General features: G+C 60.1%; 12 protein-coding genes. 3 read left to right on the plus strand and 9 right to left on the minus strand.

From position 1 onward, the window contains the following. Positions 1 to 20: 20 nt before the first annotated feature. From FE240_RS08375 to FE240_RS08405, 7 genes are all read right to left on the minus strand, one after another. Entirely contained in the window at positions 21 to 557 is a 537-nt protein-coding gene (locus FE240_RS08375) for a cell division protein ZapC (RefSeq protein ID WP_193004134.1), read from the minus strand. Between the two features lie 83 nt (positions 558 to 640). Then, positions 641 to 1,651, minus strand: a complete 1,011-nt coding sequence (gene pyrD / locus FE240_RS08380) for a quinone-dependent dihydroorotate dehydrogenase (RefSeq protein ID WP_193004135.1) — start codon at positions 1,649 to 1,651, stop codon at positions 641 to 643. Between the two features lie 46 nt (positions 1,652 to 1,697). Next, positions 1,698 to 6,536 (minus strand): NAD-glutamate dehydrogenase, encoded by a 4,839-nt coding sequence (locus FE240_RS08385; protein WP_193004136.1) that lies wholly within the window; start codon positions 6,534 to 6,536, stop codon positions 1,698 to 1,700. A gap of 256 nt (positions 6,537 to 6,792) precedes the next feature. Then, a complete protein-coding gene (locus FE240_RS08390; protein WP_193004137.1) occupies positions 6,793 to 7,014 on the minus strand; it encodes a DUF2835 family protein in 222 nt (73 codons plus the stop codon). A 39-nt stretch (positions 7,015 to 7,053) separates the two neighbouring features. After that, complete coding sequence (gene pepN / locus FE240_RS08395) at positions 7,054 to 9,681, minus strand: aminopeptidase N (protein ID WP_193004138.1); 2,628 nt, start codon at positions 9,679 to 9,681, stop codon at positions 7,054 to 7,056. A 315-nt stretch (positions 9,682 to 9,996) separates the two neighbouring features. Then, positions 9,997 to 10,743, minus strand: coding sequence for a DUF429 domain-containing protein (locus FE240_RS08400; RefSeq protein WP_193004139.1), 747 nt, complete (start codon positions 10,741 to 10,743; stop codon positions 9,997 to 9,999). A gap of 60 nt (positions 10,744 to 10,803) precedes the next feature. Beyond that, entirely contained in the window at positions 10,804 to 11,361 is a 558-nt protein-coding gene (locus tag FE240_RS08405; protein ID WP_193004140.1) for a VC2662 family protein, read from the minus strand. Positions 11,362 to 11,528: 167 nt separating this feature from the next. Between FE240_RS08405 and ybcJ the strand changes: the two genes are divergently transcribed. Beyond that, complete coding sequence (gene ybcJ / locus FE240_RS08410) at positions 11,529 to 11,741, plus strand: ribosome-associated protein YbcJ (RefSeq protein ID WP_193004141.1); 213 nt, start codon at positions 11,529 to 11,531, stop codon at positions 11,739 to 11,741. Positions 11,742 to 12,089: 348 nt separating this feature from the next. Here ybcJ and FE240_RS08415 read toward each other — a convergent pair whose 3' ends face one another. Then, positions 12,090 to 13,856 carry an ABC transporter transmembrane domain-containing protein gene (locus FE240_RS08415; protein ID WP_193004142.1) on the minus strand — a complete coding sequence of 589 codons (1,767 nt, stop codon included), beginning with the start codon at positions 13,854 to 13,856 and terminating at the stop codon, positions 12,090 to 12,092. Then, positions 13,853 to 15,586, minus strand: a complete 1,734-nt coding sequence (locus FE240_RS08420) for an ABC transporter transmembrane domain-containing protein (RefSeq protein WP_193004143.1) — start codon at positions 15,584 to 15,586, stop codon at positions 13,853 to 13,855. Before FE240_RS08420 ends, FE240_RS08415 begins: the two co-directional genes overlap by 4 nt. Positions 15,587 to 15,733: 147 nt before the next feature. Between FE240_RS08420 and trxC the strand changes: the two genes are divergently transcribed. Next, complete coding sequence (gene trxC, locus FE240_RS08425; RefSeq protein ID WP_226799070.1) at positions 15,734 to 16,159, plus strand: thioredoxin TrxC; 426 nt, start codon at positions 15,734 to 15,736, stop codon at positions 16,157 to 16,159. Between the two features lie 150 nt (positions 16,160 to 16,309). Beyond that, positions 16,310 to 17,722 carry an SLC13 family permease gene (locus FE240_RS08430; protein WP_193004145.1) on the plus strand — a complete coding sequence of 471 codons (1,413 nt, stop codon included), beginning with the start codon at positions 16,310 to 16,312 and terminating at the stop codon, positions 17,720 to 17,722. Positions 17,723 to 17,930 lie beyond the last annotated feature (208 nt).

Consider the following 17,930-nt stretch of genomic DNA (forward strand, 5'->3'; position numbering starts at 1 on the left):
GCGGGAAACCGAGATTTTTGCTACCCGGCCTGCGCCAGCGAGATTTCGGGCGCTTCCCAGCCGCGCAGGCGGTTGTTCATGACCTTGATAACGGCAAAACGGGGAAAGGATTTGTGGCCGGCCAGCATCAGCTCCTGCTCGAGGTTAATGCAGACACTGGCGTACTCCCCCTCCTCGACCACCATAAAGAGCGCCTCGCGTCCTTCACACTCCATGATCACCAACGCCCCCGTGGTGGAAGGATAGGATTGGTCATATTCACGGAAATACCAGCTTTGCGGCATCAAGGGTTTATAGAAACGGCGCACGGCCACGGCATTAAGAATGAGTTGTACTTTGGCAGGAGCACTCCAATCGAGCGCCTGTGCTTGGTCGAGCAGGGAATAATAGAGTGCGGCATCATCAACGCAAAATGCGCAACTAGTAAATGCAGCAGGCACCAGTTGCTTGCCCCGATATTCGGTGGCGAACAACATGCGATCGGATAAATCCAACATCAGGCGATCACTCTGGGCATCATAACTCCAGCGCCAGAGATCGTTAGGTTGAATGATCATGGGGTGCCCTTGAACTAAAACCAGCAATGGCTCTCATTTTATGCAGAGATGTCGAGCGATTTCAATTCAAGGGCGCTCAGTTATTAAATATTCATCACGATTTCTTTCACTAAGTCAGGTCCTTTGTAAATAAAGCCACTGTATATTTGGACCAAACTGGCTCCGGCCGCCATCTTTTCACGAGCCGCCATGGCACTGTCGATGCCACCGACGCCAATGATCGGCATGGATCCGTTTAACTCGGCCGCGAGTTTACGGATCACCTCGGTGCTGCGTGGTTGCAACGGACGGCCAGAGAGCCCACCGGCTTCGGCAGCGTGAGGCATGTCATAAATCATGTCTCGCTCGAGGGTGGTATTGGTGGCAATCACCCCATCAATTTGATGGCGAACAAAACAATCGGCAACCTGGACAATTTCCTCATCGGAAAGATCCGGGGCAATTTTCACCGTGAGCGGAACATGTTTTTTATAACGTTCAGCCAACTCACCCTGACGGGTTTTGAGTGCAGAAAGCAGATCGTCGAGGGCATCGCCATATTGAAGTTGACGCAGCCCTGGGGTATTGGGCGAAGAGATATTCACCGCAATATAACCGGCATGGTCATAGACCTTGTCCATGCAGATAAGATAATCATCCTTACCCTGTTCGAGCGGCGTATCTTTATTCTTTCCGATATTGATCCCGATGATCCCCTGATAACGCGCCTTTTTCACGTTTTCAACCAGGTGATCCACCCCCTTGTTATTAAATCCCATGCGGTTGATGATCCCCTCGCCCGGAATAACCCGGAACAGGCGCGGCTTATCGTTGCCGGGTTGCGGACGCGGCGTCACCGTGCCCACCTCCACGAAGCCAAACCCCATGGCCCCAAAGGCATCGATACACTCCCCATCCTTGTCCAGTCCGGCCGCCAGCCCCACTGGATTGGCAAAATTAAGCCCCATGACGGTGACGGGGCGCGGTAACAAGGTCTGACGGAAGAAACGATCGAAGGGGGTGTTCTGAAGGCGGGAGAGCTGCTTGATGGAGAGTTCATGGGCCACTTCCGGATCGAGCTTGAACAGGAAGTGTCTGGCGAGGGGGTAAAACATGGTGGCTCCTTGAAAAAGCCCCGGCGAATGCCGGGGCTTGTTGTCTTTATGCCGATGCTCGGCAATTCAACTGGAGCAGGTTCAACTCCCGCAAAGCCACCGAGAACTTGGCGAACTCATGGGTATTGGTGGTCTTAAAGTCAGCCAGCATATGGGTCCAGCGGGACAGGAGTTGTTCATGCTCCGTGATCCAGTCGGCCAGTATGGTAGCGCATTCGCCCTGATTTTTGCACCCTTCGAACACCACCGACGTCAGCATTCGCTGCTGCCAGTCGAGATCCTCACGAAACGCAGAGCGCGCCATCGCTTGCCAGTGGTTGGCCACCGGCTGGTGGTTGATCTGAGTCAAGAACCAGTGCAGCTCGAGCCGGGCGCCGAGACGATAGTAGACATCCGCCACCCGCAGTACCTCCACCTGCTGCTCGGCGGCCACCTGAGCCAGATCCAGAGCAGAGAAGAGGCTGCTCATGTGGGCCACCTGGCGAGCCAGCGCCTCGGGTACCCCCTCCCCAACCAGACGGGCCACGCTCTCCTTGTGCTCGTCGACTTCGCTTGGCTCCATGACCTCATAAAGGTGTTCGGCGAGCTGCTCGAAGGCGGGACGGAAGAAGGCCACCGTCTCCTCAATACCCCAGTTACGATTACGGGCGCGCAAGAACCAGCGCGTGGCGCGGCGCAAAATGCGGCGACTGTAGAACATCATCTCCCGCTGTATATCGGCACTCACCCGGTTATCGAGCGCCTCAATGGCTCGCCACAGGGCATCGAAGCCGAAGACCTCCCGCGCCATGGCAAAGCAGAGCGCCACTTCGGCCACGCTAGCGCCGGTTTCATCCTTCATGCGGCTGGCAAAGTTGAGCCCCATGTCGTTAACCAGGAGGTTGGCCACCCGGGTGGCGATAATCTCGCGGCGCAGCGGATGCTGCGCCATGGCGTCCGCAAAGCGCTGTTGCAGCAAGGTGGGGAAGCTTTTGATCAACATGCGGGCGAAGAAGGGATCTTCGGTGATCTCCGGCACATTGAGCTGCTCTTTGAGCACCATCTTGCCATAGGCGACCAGCACAGCCAGCTCGGGGCGGGTCAGCCCCTGTCCGGCGGCCATCCGCTCAGCCAGCTCCTCGTCACTGGGGAGAAACTCCAGCGCCCGATCCAGCTTGCCTTCCCGCTCCAGGCTTTGAATAAAGCGCTGCTGCTCCTTGAGCTGCTCGTCACCGCGATAGGTGGTGACCGAGATAGACTGGGACTGGCGGTAGGCGTTGTTGATGACAATCTGCGCCACCTCTTCGGTCATCTCATAGAGCAACTGGTTGCGCTGCTTGAGGGTCAGCTCGCCGGCCGCCACCAACTGGTTGAGCAGGATCTTGATGTTCACCTCGTTATCGGAGCAATCCACCCCGCCCACGTTGTCGGTGAAGTCGGTGTTGATGCGCCCCCCCTGCATGGCGTATTCGATGCGCCCGCGCTGGGTAAAGCCGAGGTTGCCCCCCTCGCCCACAATGCGGGCACGCAGCTCACCGCCATTGACCCGCAGGCCATCGTTGCTGCGATCCCCCACCTCGCCGTGGCTCTCCTTGCTGCTCTTGACATAGGTGCCGATACCGCCGTTCCACAGCAGATCCACATCGAGGCAGAGCAGCGCCTTGATGAGATCGTTCGGGGCCATGCTGGCCTTGTCGGTGTGCAGCAGCGCCTGCATCTCGGGCGAGAGCGTGATCGACTTGGCCGAGCGCGGGAAGACGCCCCCCCCTTGGGAGATAAGGCGCTGGTCATAATCGTCCCAAGTCGAGCCGGGCAACTCAAACAGACGCTGGCGCTCAGTGAAGCTGCTGGCCGCATCCGGGTTGGGATCCACGAAGATATGCATGTGGTTGAAGGCGCCCACCAGGCGGATGTGCCGGGAGAGCAGCATGCCGTTGCCAAACACGTCGCCGGCCATGTCGCCAATCCCGACACAGGTAAAGTCCGTGCTCTGGCAGTCAACCCCCATCTCACGGAAGTGGCGCTTGACCGACTCCCAGGCGCCGCGCGCGGTGATCCCCATCTTCTTGTGGTCATAACCGACCGAGCCGCCGGAGGCGAACGCATCGCCGAGCCAATGGCCGTATTCTTGGCTAATTTCATTGGCAATATCGGAGAAAGTGGCGGTGCCCTTGTCGGCGGCCACCACCAGGTAGTAGTCATCCTCATCGTGGCGCACCACCGCCTTGGGCGGGATCACCTCTCCTTGGATGATGTTGTCGGTCACATCGAGCAGGCCGCGGATAAACAGGCGGTAGCACGCCTTGCCCTCCTCCAAGATGGCGGCGCGGCTGGCTCCTGCTGGCATCTGCTTGCAGTAGAAGCCCCCCTTGGCGCCCACCGGCACGATGACGGTGTTCTTCACCTGCTGGGCCTTGACCAGCCCCAGCACCTCGGTACGAAAGTCTTCTTTGCGATCGGACCAACGCAGGCCGCCGCGCGCCACCTTGCCCCAACGCAAGTGCACCCCTTCGACCCGGGGGGAGTAGACGAAGATCTCAAATTTGGGCAGCGGCAGCGGCATCTCGGAGATGGTGGCCGGCGCCAGCTTGAACGAAATGTAGGGCTTCTCCTGTCCTGTCCCCTCTTTTTGGTAGAAGTTGGTGCGCAACGTGGCCTCAATCATCTCCATGTAGCGGCGGATGATGCGATCGTCATCGAGGTTGGCCACCTGATCCAGGCAAGCGATGAGATCCCCATGGCACGCCTGCTCCGCCTTTTCGTCACGGGGGAGCGCCGGGTTCATGCGCAGCTCGAACAGGCTAAACAGGGCGCGGGCTATCTCGGGATAGCGGGTCAGGGTCTCCTCGATATAGGCTTGGCTGAAAGAGACGCCGGTCTGGCGCATGTACTTGGCATAAGCGCGCAGCACCGAGACCTGGCGCCCGCTGAGGCCAGCGCCGAGCACCAGGCGGTTGAAGCCGTCATCTTCCAGACGCTGGTACCACACGGCAGCAAACGCCTCCTGGAAGCGGGACTGGCACTCCTCCAAATCGAGCGCCTTGCCGGTGAAGATCATGGCAAAGTCGAGGATCCAGAACCGCTCACCGGCGGCGTTGCGTATCTGGTAAGGGGTCTCGCCGATCACGCGCAGCCCCATGTTCTCCAGCATCGGTAACACGTCGGAGAGGTGGATAGGCTCATGCTGCTGGAACAGCTTGAGGCGCACCTTGCGCGCGTCACTCTCCTCTTGCGGACGATAAAACTGCATACCGAGCGGGCTCTGCTCATCGAGCGCTTCGAGTTGGATGATGTCGGCCACGGCGGAGCCCGGCAGCACCTCCTCTTTATACGCGCGCGGGAAGGCGGCGCTGAAACGGCGACGCAGGGTATTGCCACGGGCCTCGCCAAAATGGGAGAGCAGCACGGCATCGAGGCGATCATCCCAACTGCGGGCCGCTTCGATCAGGTTGTTCTGGATCTCGTTCACATCCACATCCACGTTGTTGTTGTTGACGCGCACTATGTAGTGGGTGCGGGCCAGCACCCCTTCGGTGAAGTAAACGTTGAACTCCACCTCCTCCTGGCTACCGAAGTAGTGTTGCAAGATCTGCTGGGTCTTGACCCGCAGCGCGGTGTTGTAACGCTCCTTGGTGACATAGACCATGCAGGAGAAGAAGCGGCCGTAAACATCGCGGCGCACAAACAGCCGCAGCATGTCGCGCTCTTGCATCTCCAGCACGCCGAGCCCGGTATCGAGCAGCTCACTCTCGCTGGCTTGGATCAGCTCGTCGCGGGGATAGGTCTCGAGCACGTTGAGCAGCGCCTTGTAGGCGTGGGAGCCTTTCTCAAAGCCCGAGGCCGCCATGATGCGCTCAACCTTGCGGTTGATAAGCGGGATCAGGGTAGCGCTGGTGTTGTAGATGGAGGAGGCATAAAGGCCGATGAAGCGATCTTCGCCGATCACCTTACCCTGTTCATCGAAGCGCTTGATGCCGATGTAGTCGATGTAGGCGGGGCGATGCACCCGTGATTTGCTGTTGGATTTGGTGAGGATCAAGAGATCCTGGCTCAGGGCCGCATGACGGGCGCTGGCCGGCATGGCCCCCAGACGCATCCCGCCCTCCTTGACCGAGTTCTTCATCAATCCCAGACTCGAGCCCGCCACCGGGGTGATCTCGTGATCCCCTTCAACCGTCTTGACGTCATAGCGGCGATACCCCATCAGGGTGAAGTTGTGCGCCGCCACCCACTTGAGAAACGCCACCGCCGAATCGATCTCCTCACGCGCATTCGGGCAGGCTCGGGTCGGCAGTTCGTCGATGATGCCTTGCAGCTTATCTTGCATCAAAAGCCAGTCACCCACCGCCAGCGCCACCTCGTCGGCGACCGAGTGAAGCTCGGTGGCAAGGGCCGCCATCTGGGCGTCATCGGTGAGGCGATCGATCTCGATAAGGAAGATGGTCTCGACCGATGTCTGGCCATCGGTGTTGCCCATGCCGAGGATCTCGCTCACCTCCCCCTCTTTCCCACGCACCAGATGCAGCGGCTGGTGCAGCATCATGTGCGAGGTGATGCCGAGGCGCTTGAGCGCCATGCGAAAGGAGTCCACGAGGAAGGGGCTGTCCGGCACTATCATCTCGACGATGGTGTGCGGCGACTGCCAGCCATGACGAGTCAGCTCCGGGTTGTAAACCCGGATCCAGGGACCGGCGGGTTTGCGCTCATTGAGCGCATTCCACAGGCTGATGGCCGCACCGTACAGATCACTGTTGTTGCGATCGACGAGATCGTCGCTGCCCATGTTGCCGTAAAGCTTGGCAACAAAGCACTCCACCAAGGGGGCGCGGGTAGCAGACACTTTCTGGGAGACAAGCTGGATAACGTTTTCAAGCAGGACGGAAATGGGGGCGTCTTTTAATGCCATTGTGGTTTTCCTTAGCGGACTTCACACCGCACGACGACAGGATGTCGCTCTGGGTACTAGGGTCAGCGCGAGTGTAATCCCAAGCATGCAACATGGCGAGACGAGGTGATAACAAGGTGTTAAAAATACGGGCAGGATCACAACCTGATTCGTGAGATATGCTACTTGATAAGCAAGATAACAGGCAAAGTCACTGCCTATGTGTGGGTTTTACCATGTACACGTCGGCAGTGACGGGAAGAATGTGACTGAGTTGTTACTCAATGCGCGACAGCGCCAGGAAGCGATGGTCATCCTGGGTCTTGAGCAAAAAGCGGCCGTAGATCCCCTCAGGGGTGACAAAAGGGCGCAGCCGCTCGGCCGCCAGCTCCAGCACTGGCCCCTGATCGCTGCGTACGATCAGTTTGCGCGCCTGCCCCTGGTAGATGCGCAGGACCTCGTCGGCGGGCAGGGTGAGTCGGAAGGTGTACTGTTTCATAGGTCACTCAAAAACCAGGGCGGCTCACGCCGCCCCTCTTCATGACTGTTGCAGAGCCTTGTCAATCTTCTCGAACAGATCGACCGCCAACCCTGGCAGGGCCGCAAGGCGCGCCAGCTCGGCACGGATCAGGGCCTTACGCCCGGCATCGAGCCGCTTGAACTGGATCAGCGGCGTGATCATCCGCGAGGCAGTCTGCGGATTCACTTCATTGAGCACGATGAGCTGATCGGTCAGGAAGCGATATCCGCTGCCATCCTTGGCGTGGAACTGCACCGGATTGCTGGCGGCAAAGCTGCCGATCAGCGCACGCACCCGGTTTGGATTGCGAATGCTGAAGGTCGGATGGGCCATCGCCGCTTTGATCTCATCGAGCACCTTGTCTGCCGGTTTGGTGCCAATCAGCCGCAGCCAGTTGTCGAGCACCAGCCCATCGTGGCCCCACTTGCGTTCAAACTCAGCCAGCAATGGCTCACGGCAAGGCAACAGGAAGGCATTGGCCACCTGTAGCGCGGCCAGCAGGTCGGTCATGTTGTCACTTTCACGAGCCTGCGCCGCCACCAAGCTATCGGCGCCGACCCCATCGCGGGCCGCCAGATAGCCCAGCAGTACGTTGCGCAGCGCCCGTCTGGCCGCCGCCGCGTGGCTTATCTCGAAGCGTTCCGCCTTGAGGCGGGCATGCCAGTTGGTCAGACTCGGCCCAAAGGCCTCGGCCAGTGCCTGTTGCAAGGCTTGGCGCACTGCATGGATGGCATCGATGTCGGCCTGCTCGAACAACTCGGCCAAGGTCCCCTCGCCCGGCAGGGTCAGCAGCTCGGCCTTGAAGGCCGGCTCGAGGCGCTCATCGTCCAGCACGCTGGCAAAACTGGCGAGCAGCGTCGGGGAGAAATGTATGCCTTCATTGCGCTGCACCCGTGCCACATTGGTGACCACCGCCTGGTTGAGCAGGATCTGCGCCGCATCCCAGCGGGCGAAGTCGTTGCGAGCATGGCGGATGAGAAAGGCCAGCTCTGCTTCGCTATAGGGGTAATCGAGGCGTACTGGCGCGGAGAAGTCGCGCAGCAAAGAGATAACGGGCGGCTCATTTATCTGTTCAAAGACCAAGGTCTGCTCGTTTTCCAGAATATCCAGCACCTGATGCTGCGTCTGCCCGTCGATGATAAGCGGCAGCACTCGCCCATCGGCACCGTAGAGCTCGATATCGAGAGGAATGTGCAGGGGGAGCTTCTCGGCCTGATCCAGGGTCGGCGGCGTATGCTGGGTCACATGCAGGCGCAGCTCCTGGCGCGCCGCGTCGTAGTCACTGCGCACGGTCAGCTCGGGCGTCCCCGATTGACTGTACCAGCGGCGGAATCGGCTGAGATCGGTGGCGGAGGCCTCTTCCATCGCCGCCACAAAATCCTCGCAGGTGGCGGCCGTGCCGTCGTGACGAGCAACATACAGGCGCATACCGGCCTGGAACTTCTCCTCCCCCAGCAGGGTGTGCAGCATGCGGATCACCTCTGCCCCCTTCTCGTAGACGGTCAGGGTGTAGAAGTTGTTCATCTCGATCACCACATCCGGGCGGATCGGATGGGCCATGGGGCCGGCATCCTCGGCAAACTGGGGGCCGCGCATGGTGCGCACGTTGTTGATGCGATTGACCGGGCGCGATCCCACGTCGGAGGAGAACTCCTGATCGCGAAACACGGTCAGCCCCTCTTTGAGGCTGAGCTGGAACCAGTCGCGGCAGGTGATGCGGTTGCCGGTCCAGTTGTGGAAATATTCGTGGGCGATCACCCGCTCGATGCCGTGATAGTCGAGATCGGTGGCGGTGGCGGGGTTGGCCAGCACGAACTTGGAGTTAAAGATGTTGAGCCCCTTGTTCTCCATCGCCCCCATGTTGAAGAAATCGACCGCCACGATCATGTAGATGTCGAGGTCATACTCGAGGCCAAAGCGCTCTTCGTCCCACTTCATCGCCTTTTTGAGGCTCTCCATGGCAAAACCGGCCCGATCCAGATTTCCTTTGTCGACGAAGAGCTCAAGGGCCACCGCGCGTCCGGATCGGGTGGTGAAGGTGTCGCGCAGCACGTCAAAGTCCCCGGCCACCAGCGCAAACAGGTAGCTGGGTTTGGGGAAGGGATCCTGCCATTGCACGAAGTGGCGGCCACCGTCGAGATCGCCGCTCGCCACCTTATTGCCGTTGGAGAGCAGATAAGGATACTTGCTCTTGTCGGCGCTGATGCGGGTGCTGTAGCGGGTCAGGATATCCGGCCGGTCGAGGTAATAGGTGATGCGCCTGAAGCCTTCGGCCTCGCACTGGGTGCAGAAGGCATCCCCGGATTTGTAGAGCCCTTCGAGCGCCGTGTTGGCGGCAGGATTGATCTCGGTTTCGATGGTCAGTACGAATTCGGCCGGCAGATTGGAAAGCTCCAGCCCCCCCGAGACCTCCCGATAATCGGCAAACGGTCTGCCGTCGACGGCAATGGCTCGCAGGATTAACGCCTCCCCGTCGAGTCGCAACGGCTCGTTGTGTTCACCATTGCGACGAACCCGGGAGATGGCGGTGATGTGGGTCTGCTCCTCCCCGAGCTGAATATCCAGATCCAGTGTGTCGATCAGATAGTGAGGAGCCTGATAATCGAGTCGATATTTGGCCGTCACGGCCTCGCTATGTTGCGCCATTATTATTTGCTTCCACGCTTGTATTGACGAAGACGAGGCTGGCATATGGCTGACAGAGGGTCAACCGCTTTCACCCCTTATCGCCCCACGCTCGACATGCTGGTGGAAAATGGATGGAGATTGGGTTGCAGAGGTGGCCCTCGTTTGTCTCTCACTTTTTATAACAAACACTAGTGTGATGGCATACATTATACTCCTACGCCCCTCGCACTTGATGACAACGGCCGATCTTTTGCCATGACGGCGTGAGGATCAGAGATCCAGCGCCCCGCCAACCGAGATATGGACAGCACAGAGCCACCATAACCAATCGGCTTATCGCGAAGCGAAATGGTAGATCCACCCTTCCTCTTTCGGCATCTCGGGAGGCGCAAAGACCAGGCTTGGCAGCGCATCACACCCTCCCCCGGCCGCATGTTGCAGGGCCATCAGCGCGCAAAGCGCCGCGTCGTAAGGATCGCTCCCAGCCATCACCGCTTCTGGCAACAGGGCGTGCAGTGCGGATGTTGCCTGGCCTCTTCTGCCATTAGGCTTTGCCAGTGCCGGATAGGTCTCTATCGCAACCATCCCCTCCCGATATGGTTGTACCGGTACGATGGGGATATTCCAGCTTCGTAGCAGTGCCATCGCCAGCGTGGCATTGTTGCCCAGCCGATCGAAGCTGGCTGAAAGTGGCTTCTTGCCGTAGTGCTGATGCAGCCAGCGCTCGCACTCCCGATATGCATAGGGGTTGTCGATTTCACGTTCGGGAATGAGGGGTGGCGCCGTCTCCTTGCCTTGGAGCAGCGCGCATAACGCACGGGGAAAAGCCAGAGGGGCATCCACCCCAAGCGTCACCGCAGGGGCTGATAACACCCAGGAGAGGCGCTCTTCGCTACGCAGCGCCGGCATCAGCAAATGGGTAAGCGTCGGCGTGGAGCGTGAACTTAATCGAAATGCCGTGGAGATCCCTAACCACTGGAGGGGCTCACCACGCCGCCATCCTACTGCGGCGATCGCTTGTGACTGTCCTTGCCAGCCACCGACATCCCAGCCCAACCCGATCGCATCAAACATCCTCATTACCCTACGCAGCACCATGGCTGCGCAGGGTAACGGATGAGATCTGGCAGGTGAAGAGGATCAGAAGGATTTCTTGAAGTTAACCAGCGGCAGCAGCGGGAAGATCCCGTTTTCCGCGTAGTTGGCCAGACCGATTTGCAAGCCATCAAGATGCTTGGTGGCATTGATGAAACCAAGCTGGAAGGTGGTGCGCTCGGCATAGTTGACCAGGCCCACGTTGGCCAGCGCGTTCCCCTTGGCCACGTTGACCGCACCGAAGTTAAGCCCTTCAACATTGTTGGTCAGGTTAACCAGACCCACGTTGACACCGGTGTCATGCCCTTCGTGCCAGTTGGCCAGCCCCAGTGCAACCCCTTTGAATTGGCTACGCACATGACCGGCGCCAAAGAAGACACCCAGCTGAACACCGGTAAAGCTGTCGGTATCGGACAGGCCCAGTAAAGAGATATCAACACCGCTCACATCGCTAGTACGACCATACAAAGCGGACAAGCGCAATCCCTTGACTTGATTATCAGAGGGCAGATTCACCCCAGGCAGGGAGAGCTGAACAGGGGTAGTAGCCCAGCTGGGCAGAGTGGCAAACAGCAGCGCCAGAGGAAGTACACGTGCTTTCATCGTTATTATCTCCAAACCGTGACGATTCGGGATGCAGTCTACTCCCCTCCCCCGGAACGCCAAGCCACCAGGTGGTGAAGTGCGACAGGCTACGTCCGGCATTTGCCTCCTGGCGGCGCCAGCCCTAGAATGGCCCCCTCGTTTTTCTCACTATCGGGAGATCCCCCATGGAAACCTTCAATCTGGAAGGACACCCTTTTGTCGAGCTGTGCGATCTGCTCAAGCACCAAGGGTGGGCAGACAGTGGCGGTCAGGCCAAGCAGTTGATCGCCGAAGGACTGGTTGAGGTGGATGGACAGGTCGACACCCGCAAGCGCGGCAAGATCAGAGCCGAGCAGCTCGTCAACTTCAACGGCATGAAGGTGGTCGTCAAGCCCTGAGCCCCGGCCTTAAGCGCTCACCTCAACGAAACGCTCGCCATCGGTTCGTCGCCATCATGCAGCGAACCGGTGGGGCGGGCGCTTCCACTTCGATCGCCGAGCACTTATCCATTCTCCCCTCGCTCACCTCGGTGCCTCACCCTCTTGCAGGCAACACGCGCTTAGCTCCGTCTTCCCCTCTTCTCCTGCGCCATCTTCCACCAGCCAGAAGGCGAACCGCCGCCACCCAACCGGTACGCCCCATCAGGACGGGGTATCAGTAAGCGCATGTTTGCTCAGGGTGTGTTCGATGGGGGGAGTTGATCTTCCCCTCAACAACAAGGGGGGCCTAAGCCCCCCGCGTTTGTATCAGGCGCGCTGCCCGGCCGGCTCACCCGATTGCTCCAGCCAGGCCCCTTGGCTCTGCATCTCAAACAGACGGGCATAATGGCCCCCTTGCGCCATCAGCGCCTCATGCCGGCCTCGCTCCTGTACCCGACCACGCGAGAGCAACAGGATCTCGTCGGCATCGACAATGGTCGACAGACGATGGGCCACCGCTATGGTGGCGCGTCCACGCCGGGCACAGGCTAACGCGGCGGTCAGCGCGGCCTCGGTCTGGGAATCCACACTGGCGGTCGCCTCGTCGAGGATGAGGATCTTCGGATCGCAAGCCAGCGCCCGGGCAAAGGAGAGCAGTTGCCGCTGACCGGCCGAGAGGTTTCGGCCCCCCTCGTCGAGGGCACTCTCCAGCCCCGCCGGCAATGCCCTGACAAACGCCGCCAACTGCACCTCTTCGAGCACCTGCCAGAGCCGCGCATCGTCGATACCGGAGCGCCCCAAACGCAGGTTATCAGCCAGGGAGCCGGCAAAGATGAAGGGATCTTGCTGCACCAATCCTATTTGCCTGCGCACGCTAGCCAGCCCCAACTGCGCTATGGGGTGACCATCGAAGCACAACTGCCCCTGCGCCAGGGGATAGAAGCCCATCAGCAGGCTGATGATGGTGCTCTTGCCACTGCCGGTATGGCCGACCAGTGCCAGCATCTGGCCGGGACGCACCGCAAAGCTGACGCCCTCCAGTACGGGGTGAACACCGTCATAGCTAAACCCCAGATCACGGCAACTGATCCGTCCCTCCAGCGCCAGCGGGCTCCCCAGCGTGCTCTCGCGCGGCTCGTCTAGCAATGAGAAGACTCGCTCACCGGCCACCATGGACTGTTGCAACTGGCCGAGCTGGTTGGTCATCTCGATGATGGGCTCGATCATCCGCCCCAGATAACTGATGAAGGCGTAGAGCACCCCTACCTGGATCGGGCTGCTCTGGCCACTTTCTCTGGCATAGATGGCCAGCAGGCCGATCAGCACCAACATATAAAAGAGATCGATAAGCGGGCGCAGTAGCAGCCCGTTGATCTTGAGCCCGCGGATCCGGGTCGCCCAGTGCTCGCCATTAACGGCAGAGAACTCCTCGGCAAAGCGCCGCTCCTGCACCATGGCCTGGATCACCGCCATCCCCTGCAACGACTCGTTGAGACGGCTGTTGATCTCGGAAAGCAGGCTACGGGTGGTGCGCACCACCGGCACACTCAATCGCTGATAGAGCCACATCACCGCCAGCACGGCCGGCAGTAACATGGCACACACCAGCATCAGGTGCAGATCGAGCAGCGCCATCGAGCAGAGGATGCCAAGCAGCAGCACACACTTTTGCACCAGCTGGCCGATCACCTGCACGTAGAGGCTCATGATCGCCTCGGTGTCGTTGGTGATGCGCGAGATGAGCGCGCCAGAGCGGTGGCGATCGAAGTAACTGGCCGGCAAACGAATGGCGGTGGAGAAGACCTGCTCCCGCAGCCGCTGCACCACGGACTGGGCAATCCGATTAAACAGCAACGACTGGCGGTAAAACCCCAGGGCAGAGAGCAGTTGCAGGCCGAGGTAACCGGCGGCCAGAGCCAGCACGGCGCCCGGCACCATGTTGCGCACCGCCAGATGGTCGTCGATAAAGATCTTGATGAGCAGCGGCCCCGCCACCTCAGCCATGGTGGCCAGCAGCAGCCACCCCAGCCCGCGCAGCAGCCAGCCCCGATGCGCCATGGCATAGGTCAATAGACGTTGAACGGTCGGATTCACAGCCCCTCCTTCACATCCTGCTCAAGACGCTGGTAACGCACCATCTCTGAGTACCATCCCCCTTGCGCCATCAAGCTGTCGTGATCGCCTCGCTCGCGCACGCCCCCCCCCTCGAGCACCAGAATTTCACCGGCCTGCTCAACCGCCGTCATGCGGTGCGAGGCGACAATCAAGGTGCGCCGCTCTTGCCCCAGCGCGCGCAAGATGGCCTGCTCGGTGTGCGCATCCACAGCCGAGAGCGCATCGTCGAGCAGCAAAATCGGGGCATCGAGCAGCAGGGCGCGGGCGATGGCGATGCGCTGCTTCTGCCCGCCAGAGAGGGTCACCCCCTTCTCGCCAACCTCGGTGGCATAACCGTTAGGAAAACGCACGATGTCGTCGTGAACGCAGGCCACCCTGGCCACCCGTTCAATCTCCGCCTGGCTCGCCAGCGGTCGCCCTAGCGCGATGTTGGCGGCGATGGTTGTGGAGAAGAGAAACGGCTCCTGTGGCACATAGGCGTACTGACGGCGCAACTCACTCAGGGCCAACCGCTGGAGCGGCTGCCCACCCATAGTGATGCTCCCCTCATCCGGGTCGGAATAACGCATCAGCAGCTTGAGCAAGGCGCTCTTGCCCGCGCCGGTACGCCCGACAATCCCCAGCATCTCGCCGGCGGTGAGCGTAAAAGAGATGTCATGCAACAGCCTTCGCCCCTCCAGTTGCCAGGCGATCTGCGCCAGTTGCAGTGGCAGCGCCGCCGAAAAGGGCAGCGGCGTATCGGGCTCACGGATGGCGCCTTGCTCTGCCAGCAACGACTCGATGCGCGAATAGGCGGCGCTGCCGCGCTCGATGATGTTAAACAGCCAGGCGATGGCAAACATGGGCCAGATGAGCTGGCCAAGATACATGGTAAAGCTGGTCAGCTCCCCCAGGGTCAGTGCGCCGCGCAGCACCAGCACGCTGCCTCCGGCCACCGCCAGAAAGTACGAGCCGCCGATACAGAGGTAGATCACCGGATCAAACTTGGCATCGATGCGGGCCACCGCCATGTTGCGCTCCCCCGCTTGGCGGGTCAGCTCGGCAAAGGCCTGATCCTCGAGCGTCTCCACCGCGTAGGATTTGAGCACCCGCACCCCGGAGAGGGCCTCCTGGGTCTTGTCATTGAGCCGCGAAAACGCCGCCTGTGCCTGCTTGAACTCCTTATAAATCTGCTTGCCAAAGCGATTCATACACAGTGCCATGATGGGCAGTGGCAGCAGCGCCAGCAGGGTCAGTTGCCAGGAGTACTGGGTGCACATGATGGTCAGCACCAGCAGACCCACGATGAAGGAGTCCACCAGGGTCAACACCCCTTCGCCGGCCGTCATCTCGACGGCCTGAATATCGTTGGTGGCGTGGGCCATCAGATCGCCGGTGCGATGCCGGCGATAGAAGTCAGGGCTCATGGCCGCAAAATGGCTAAACAGCCGATTGCGCAGCACGAAGGCCAGCCGATAGGAGGAGCCAAACAGCATCACCCGCCAGACATAGCGCAGCAGATAGATAAGCAGCCCCAACACCAGCAGCAGACCGAGGGCGCCGGGCAACCGCTCGGCCTGCTCGCCGCTGGCAACCCAGTCGACCACTGAGCCCACCACCTTGGGTGGAATGGCGGTCAGGCCAGCCACCGCCATCAACAATACGATGGCAGTCAGGTAGCGTCGCCACTGTTCACGGAAAAACCAGCCGAGCCGGAAGAAGACAGACACGAGTACTCCTCGGGAGATGAAGGCGGTGGCGCCATTGTAACGAGGGATAAACAAAAAGCCGTCGCATTTATTGCATGGCCCCCGGCTGGGGGAGAACGCGGGTGCATGTTATGCTGCCGTCTCGTCAGTTCCATAGGAGCCTTCTTTATGATCACCTATTGCAGCCACTGCCTGGCCAAGAACCGCCTGCCGACCGACAAGGCCCCCGATGAGGCGCGTTGCGGCCGCTGCCACCAGCCGCTGGCCAGCCATACCCCCCTCACCGTGACAGCCGAAAATATCGATACGCTGATCGCCTCTGACATTCCCGTGGTGATCGATTTTTGGGCCAGTTGGTGCGGCCCCTGCATGCAGTTTGCCCCCGTCTTCACTCAGATGGCCCACGAGCTGGAGCCCAAGATCCGCTTTGCCAAGCTCGATACCGAGCAGCAGCAAGCACTGGCCGCCCGCTTCGCCATTCGCAGTATTCCGACCCTGATGGTGTTTCGTTCGGGGCAAATGCTGGCCCAGCGCAGTGGCTCACTGCCCCCTTCACTGTTTAAGGAGTGGCTGCTGGAATTGACTGGCGCTTAAACAGATTATGCTGGCCGAGCTAGGTCGGCCAGCTGTAGAAAGGGAGATTACTGTGAGTCGCGGCATGTTTTAAACGTAACAGACTACCTCCACGCTAGAACAATCACGTAGCATCGGTAACACAACAACAACCAAAAACCTACCGAGGCCATGAACGTGCAAACACAACCTAAACTTCAGCCCGACCCGCTTGCACCGCAAGCTCCTCGCCAGTGGCTGGACATCAAGTCCGGCATACTGATTGCCGATCTCCTGCTATTGGCTGCCCTGCTGGCCTGGCTTCCTTTCGATGCCAACGTCAACAAGGGGCTAGCCATCCTCATCTTCATCGCCGTGCTCTGGCTGACCGAGGCGGTGCATATCACCATCACCGCCCTCGCCATTCCAGTGCTGGCCACCCTGCTCGGGGTGTTCGAGATGAGCAAGTCGCTCACCGATTTTGCCAACCCGGTCTTGTTCCTCTTCTTCGGTGGTTTTGCGCTGGCGGCCGCTCTCTCCAAACAAGGGCTCGATACCCAGATTGCCGCCAAGGTGATGCAACTGGCCAAGGGGCACCTCGGCTGGGGTGCCATCGTCCTTTTCACCATCACGGCGGCGCTCTCCATGTGGATCAGCAACACCGCCACCGCCGCCATGATGATGCCGCTGGCCCTGGGGATGCTCAAAGGGCTGGACATCCACAAGGAGCGCCGCACCTTGGTCTTTGTCCTGCTCGGTGTGGCCTACAGTGCCAGCATTGGTGGCATCGGTACCCTGGTGGGCAGCCCACCTAACGCCATTGCCGCCGCCCAGATGGGCCTTGGATTCACCGACTGGCTCAAGTTCGGTATTCCGGTTGTGCTTATCTTCATGCCGGTCGGCATTGGATTACTCTATCTGGTCATGCGCCCCAACCTGTCCCACCAGGTCAAGAGTGAAGCGGTCTCCATCCGTTGGACGGGGCAGCGCAAGGTCACCCTGGCTATCTTCCTGACCACTGTGCTGCTGTGGATTGGCTCGCAGCCTATCTCGCAAGCCTTAGGGGGGATAGCCCAGCTCGATACCCTGATCGCCATGGGCGCCATACTGGCCATTGCGGTGAGCCGGGTCGCCACTTGGGATGACATTAACCAAAACACCGACTGGGGTGTGCTGATGCTGTTTGGTGGTGGCCTGACCTTGAGCGCCATTCTCAAGCAGACCGGTGCCAACGCCTTCCTGGCTGAGCACCTCTCGGGCACCTTGTCGGGTATGCCGCTGTTTATCATCCTGCTTTGTCTCACGGCCTTCGTGGTCTTCCTGACCGAACTGGTCTCCAACACCGCTACCGCCGCCCTGTTGGTGCCGCTGTTTGCCGGGGTTGCCGAGGCGCTGGGGGTCTCCCCGATCGTCATCTCGGTGCTGATCGCCGTTGGCGCCTCCTGCGCCTTCATGTTGCCGGTGGCCACCCCGCCGAACGCGATTGTCTTTGCCAGTGGTCACATCAAGCAGCGCGAGATGATGCGCGCAGGGCTGGTATTGAACCTGGTCTTTACCGTGATCCTGACCCTGCTCGCCTACTTCGTTGGTAACATACTGCTCTAACACCTTGCGGATCAGGGCCCTGCGGGGCCCTTTTTCTTTGTCCCCTTCCCTGCCCTGGTGATAAAGGCCGGCCGCTCTGCTCGTTAGCCGGCCCTCTTACCCCCCTATCCTTGCCGTGTCTTCATCTTCTCTTCGTGCCCCATGCCGTTGCGATCGCCAAGCCACAGGCCGGCTCCGATGAGGGCGCCACAGTAACCCGCACAGGGAT

The sequence above is a fragment of the Aeromonas simiae genome, assembly GCF_014892695.1.
GTDB classification, from domain to species: domain Bacteria; phylum Pseudomonadota; class Gammaproteobacteria; order Enterobacterales; family Aeromonadaceae; genus Aeromonas; species Aeromonas simiae.

Coding starts and splice junctions, on each gene's coding strand:
- FE240_RS08375 (WP_193004134.1), bottom strand. CDS start 557: ATGATCATTCAACCTAACGATCTCTGGCGCTGGAGTTATGATGCCCAG.
- pyrD (WP_193004135.1), bottom strand. CDS start 1,651: ATGTTTTACCCCCTCGCCAGACACTTCCTGTTCAAGCTCGATCCGGAA.
- FE240_RS08385 (WP_193004136.1), bottom strand. CDS start 6,536: ATGGCATTAAAAGACGCCCCCATTTCCGTCCTGCTTGAAAACGTTATC.
- FE240_RS08390 (WP_193004137.1), bottom strand. CDS start 7,014: ATGAAACAGTACACCTTCCGACTCACCCTGCCCGCCGACGAGGTCCTG.
- pepN (WP_193004138.1), bottom strand. CDS start 9,681: ATGGCGCAACATAGCGAGGCCGTGACGGCCAAATATCGACTCGATTAT.
- FE240_RS08400 (WP_193004139.1), bottom strand. CDS start 10,743: ATGAGGATGTTTGATGCGATCGGGTTGGGCTGGGATGTCGGTGGCTGG.
- FE240_RS08405 (WP_193004140.1), bottom strand. CDS start 11,361: ATGAAAGCACGTGTACTTCCTCTGGCGCTGCTGTTTGCCACTCTGCCC.
- ybcJ (WP_193004141.1), top strand. CDS start 11,529: ATGGAAACCTTCAATCTGGAAGGACACCCTTTTGTCGAGCTGTGCGAT.
- trxC (WP_226799070.1), top strand. CDS start 15,734: ATGATCACCTATTGCAGCCACTGCCTGGCCAAGAACCGCCTGCCGACC.
- FE240_RS08430 (WP_193004145.1), top strand. CDS start 16,310: ATGAACGTGCAAACACAACCTAAACTTCAGCCCGACCCGCTTGCACCG.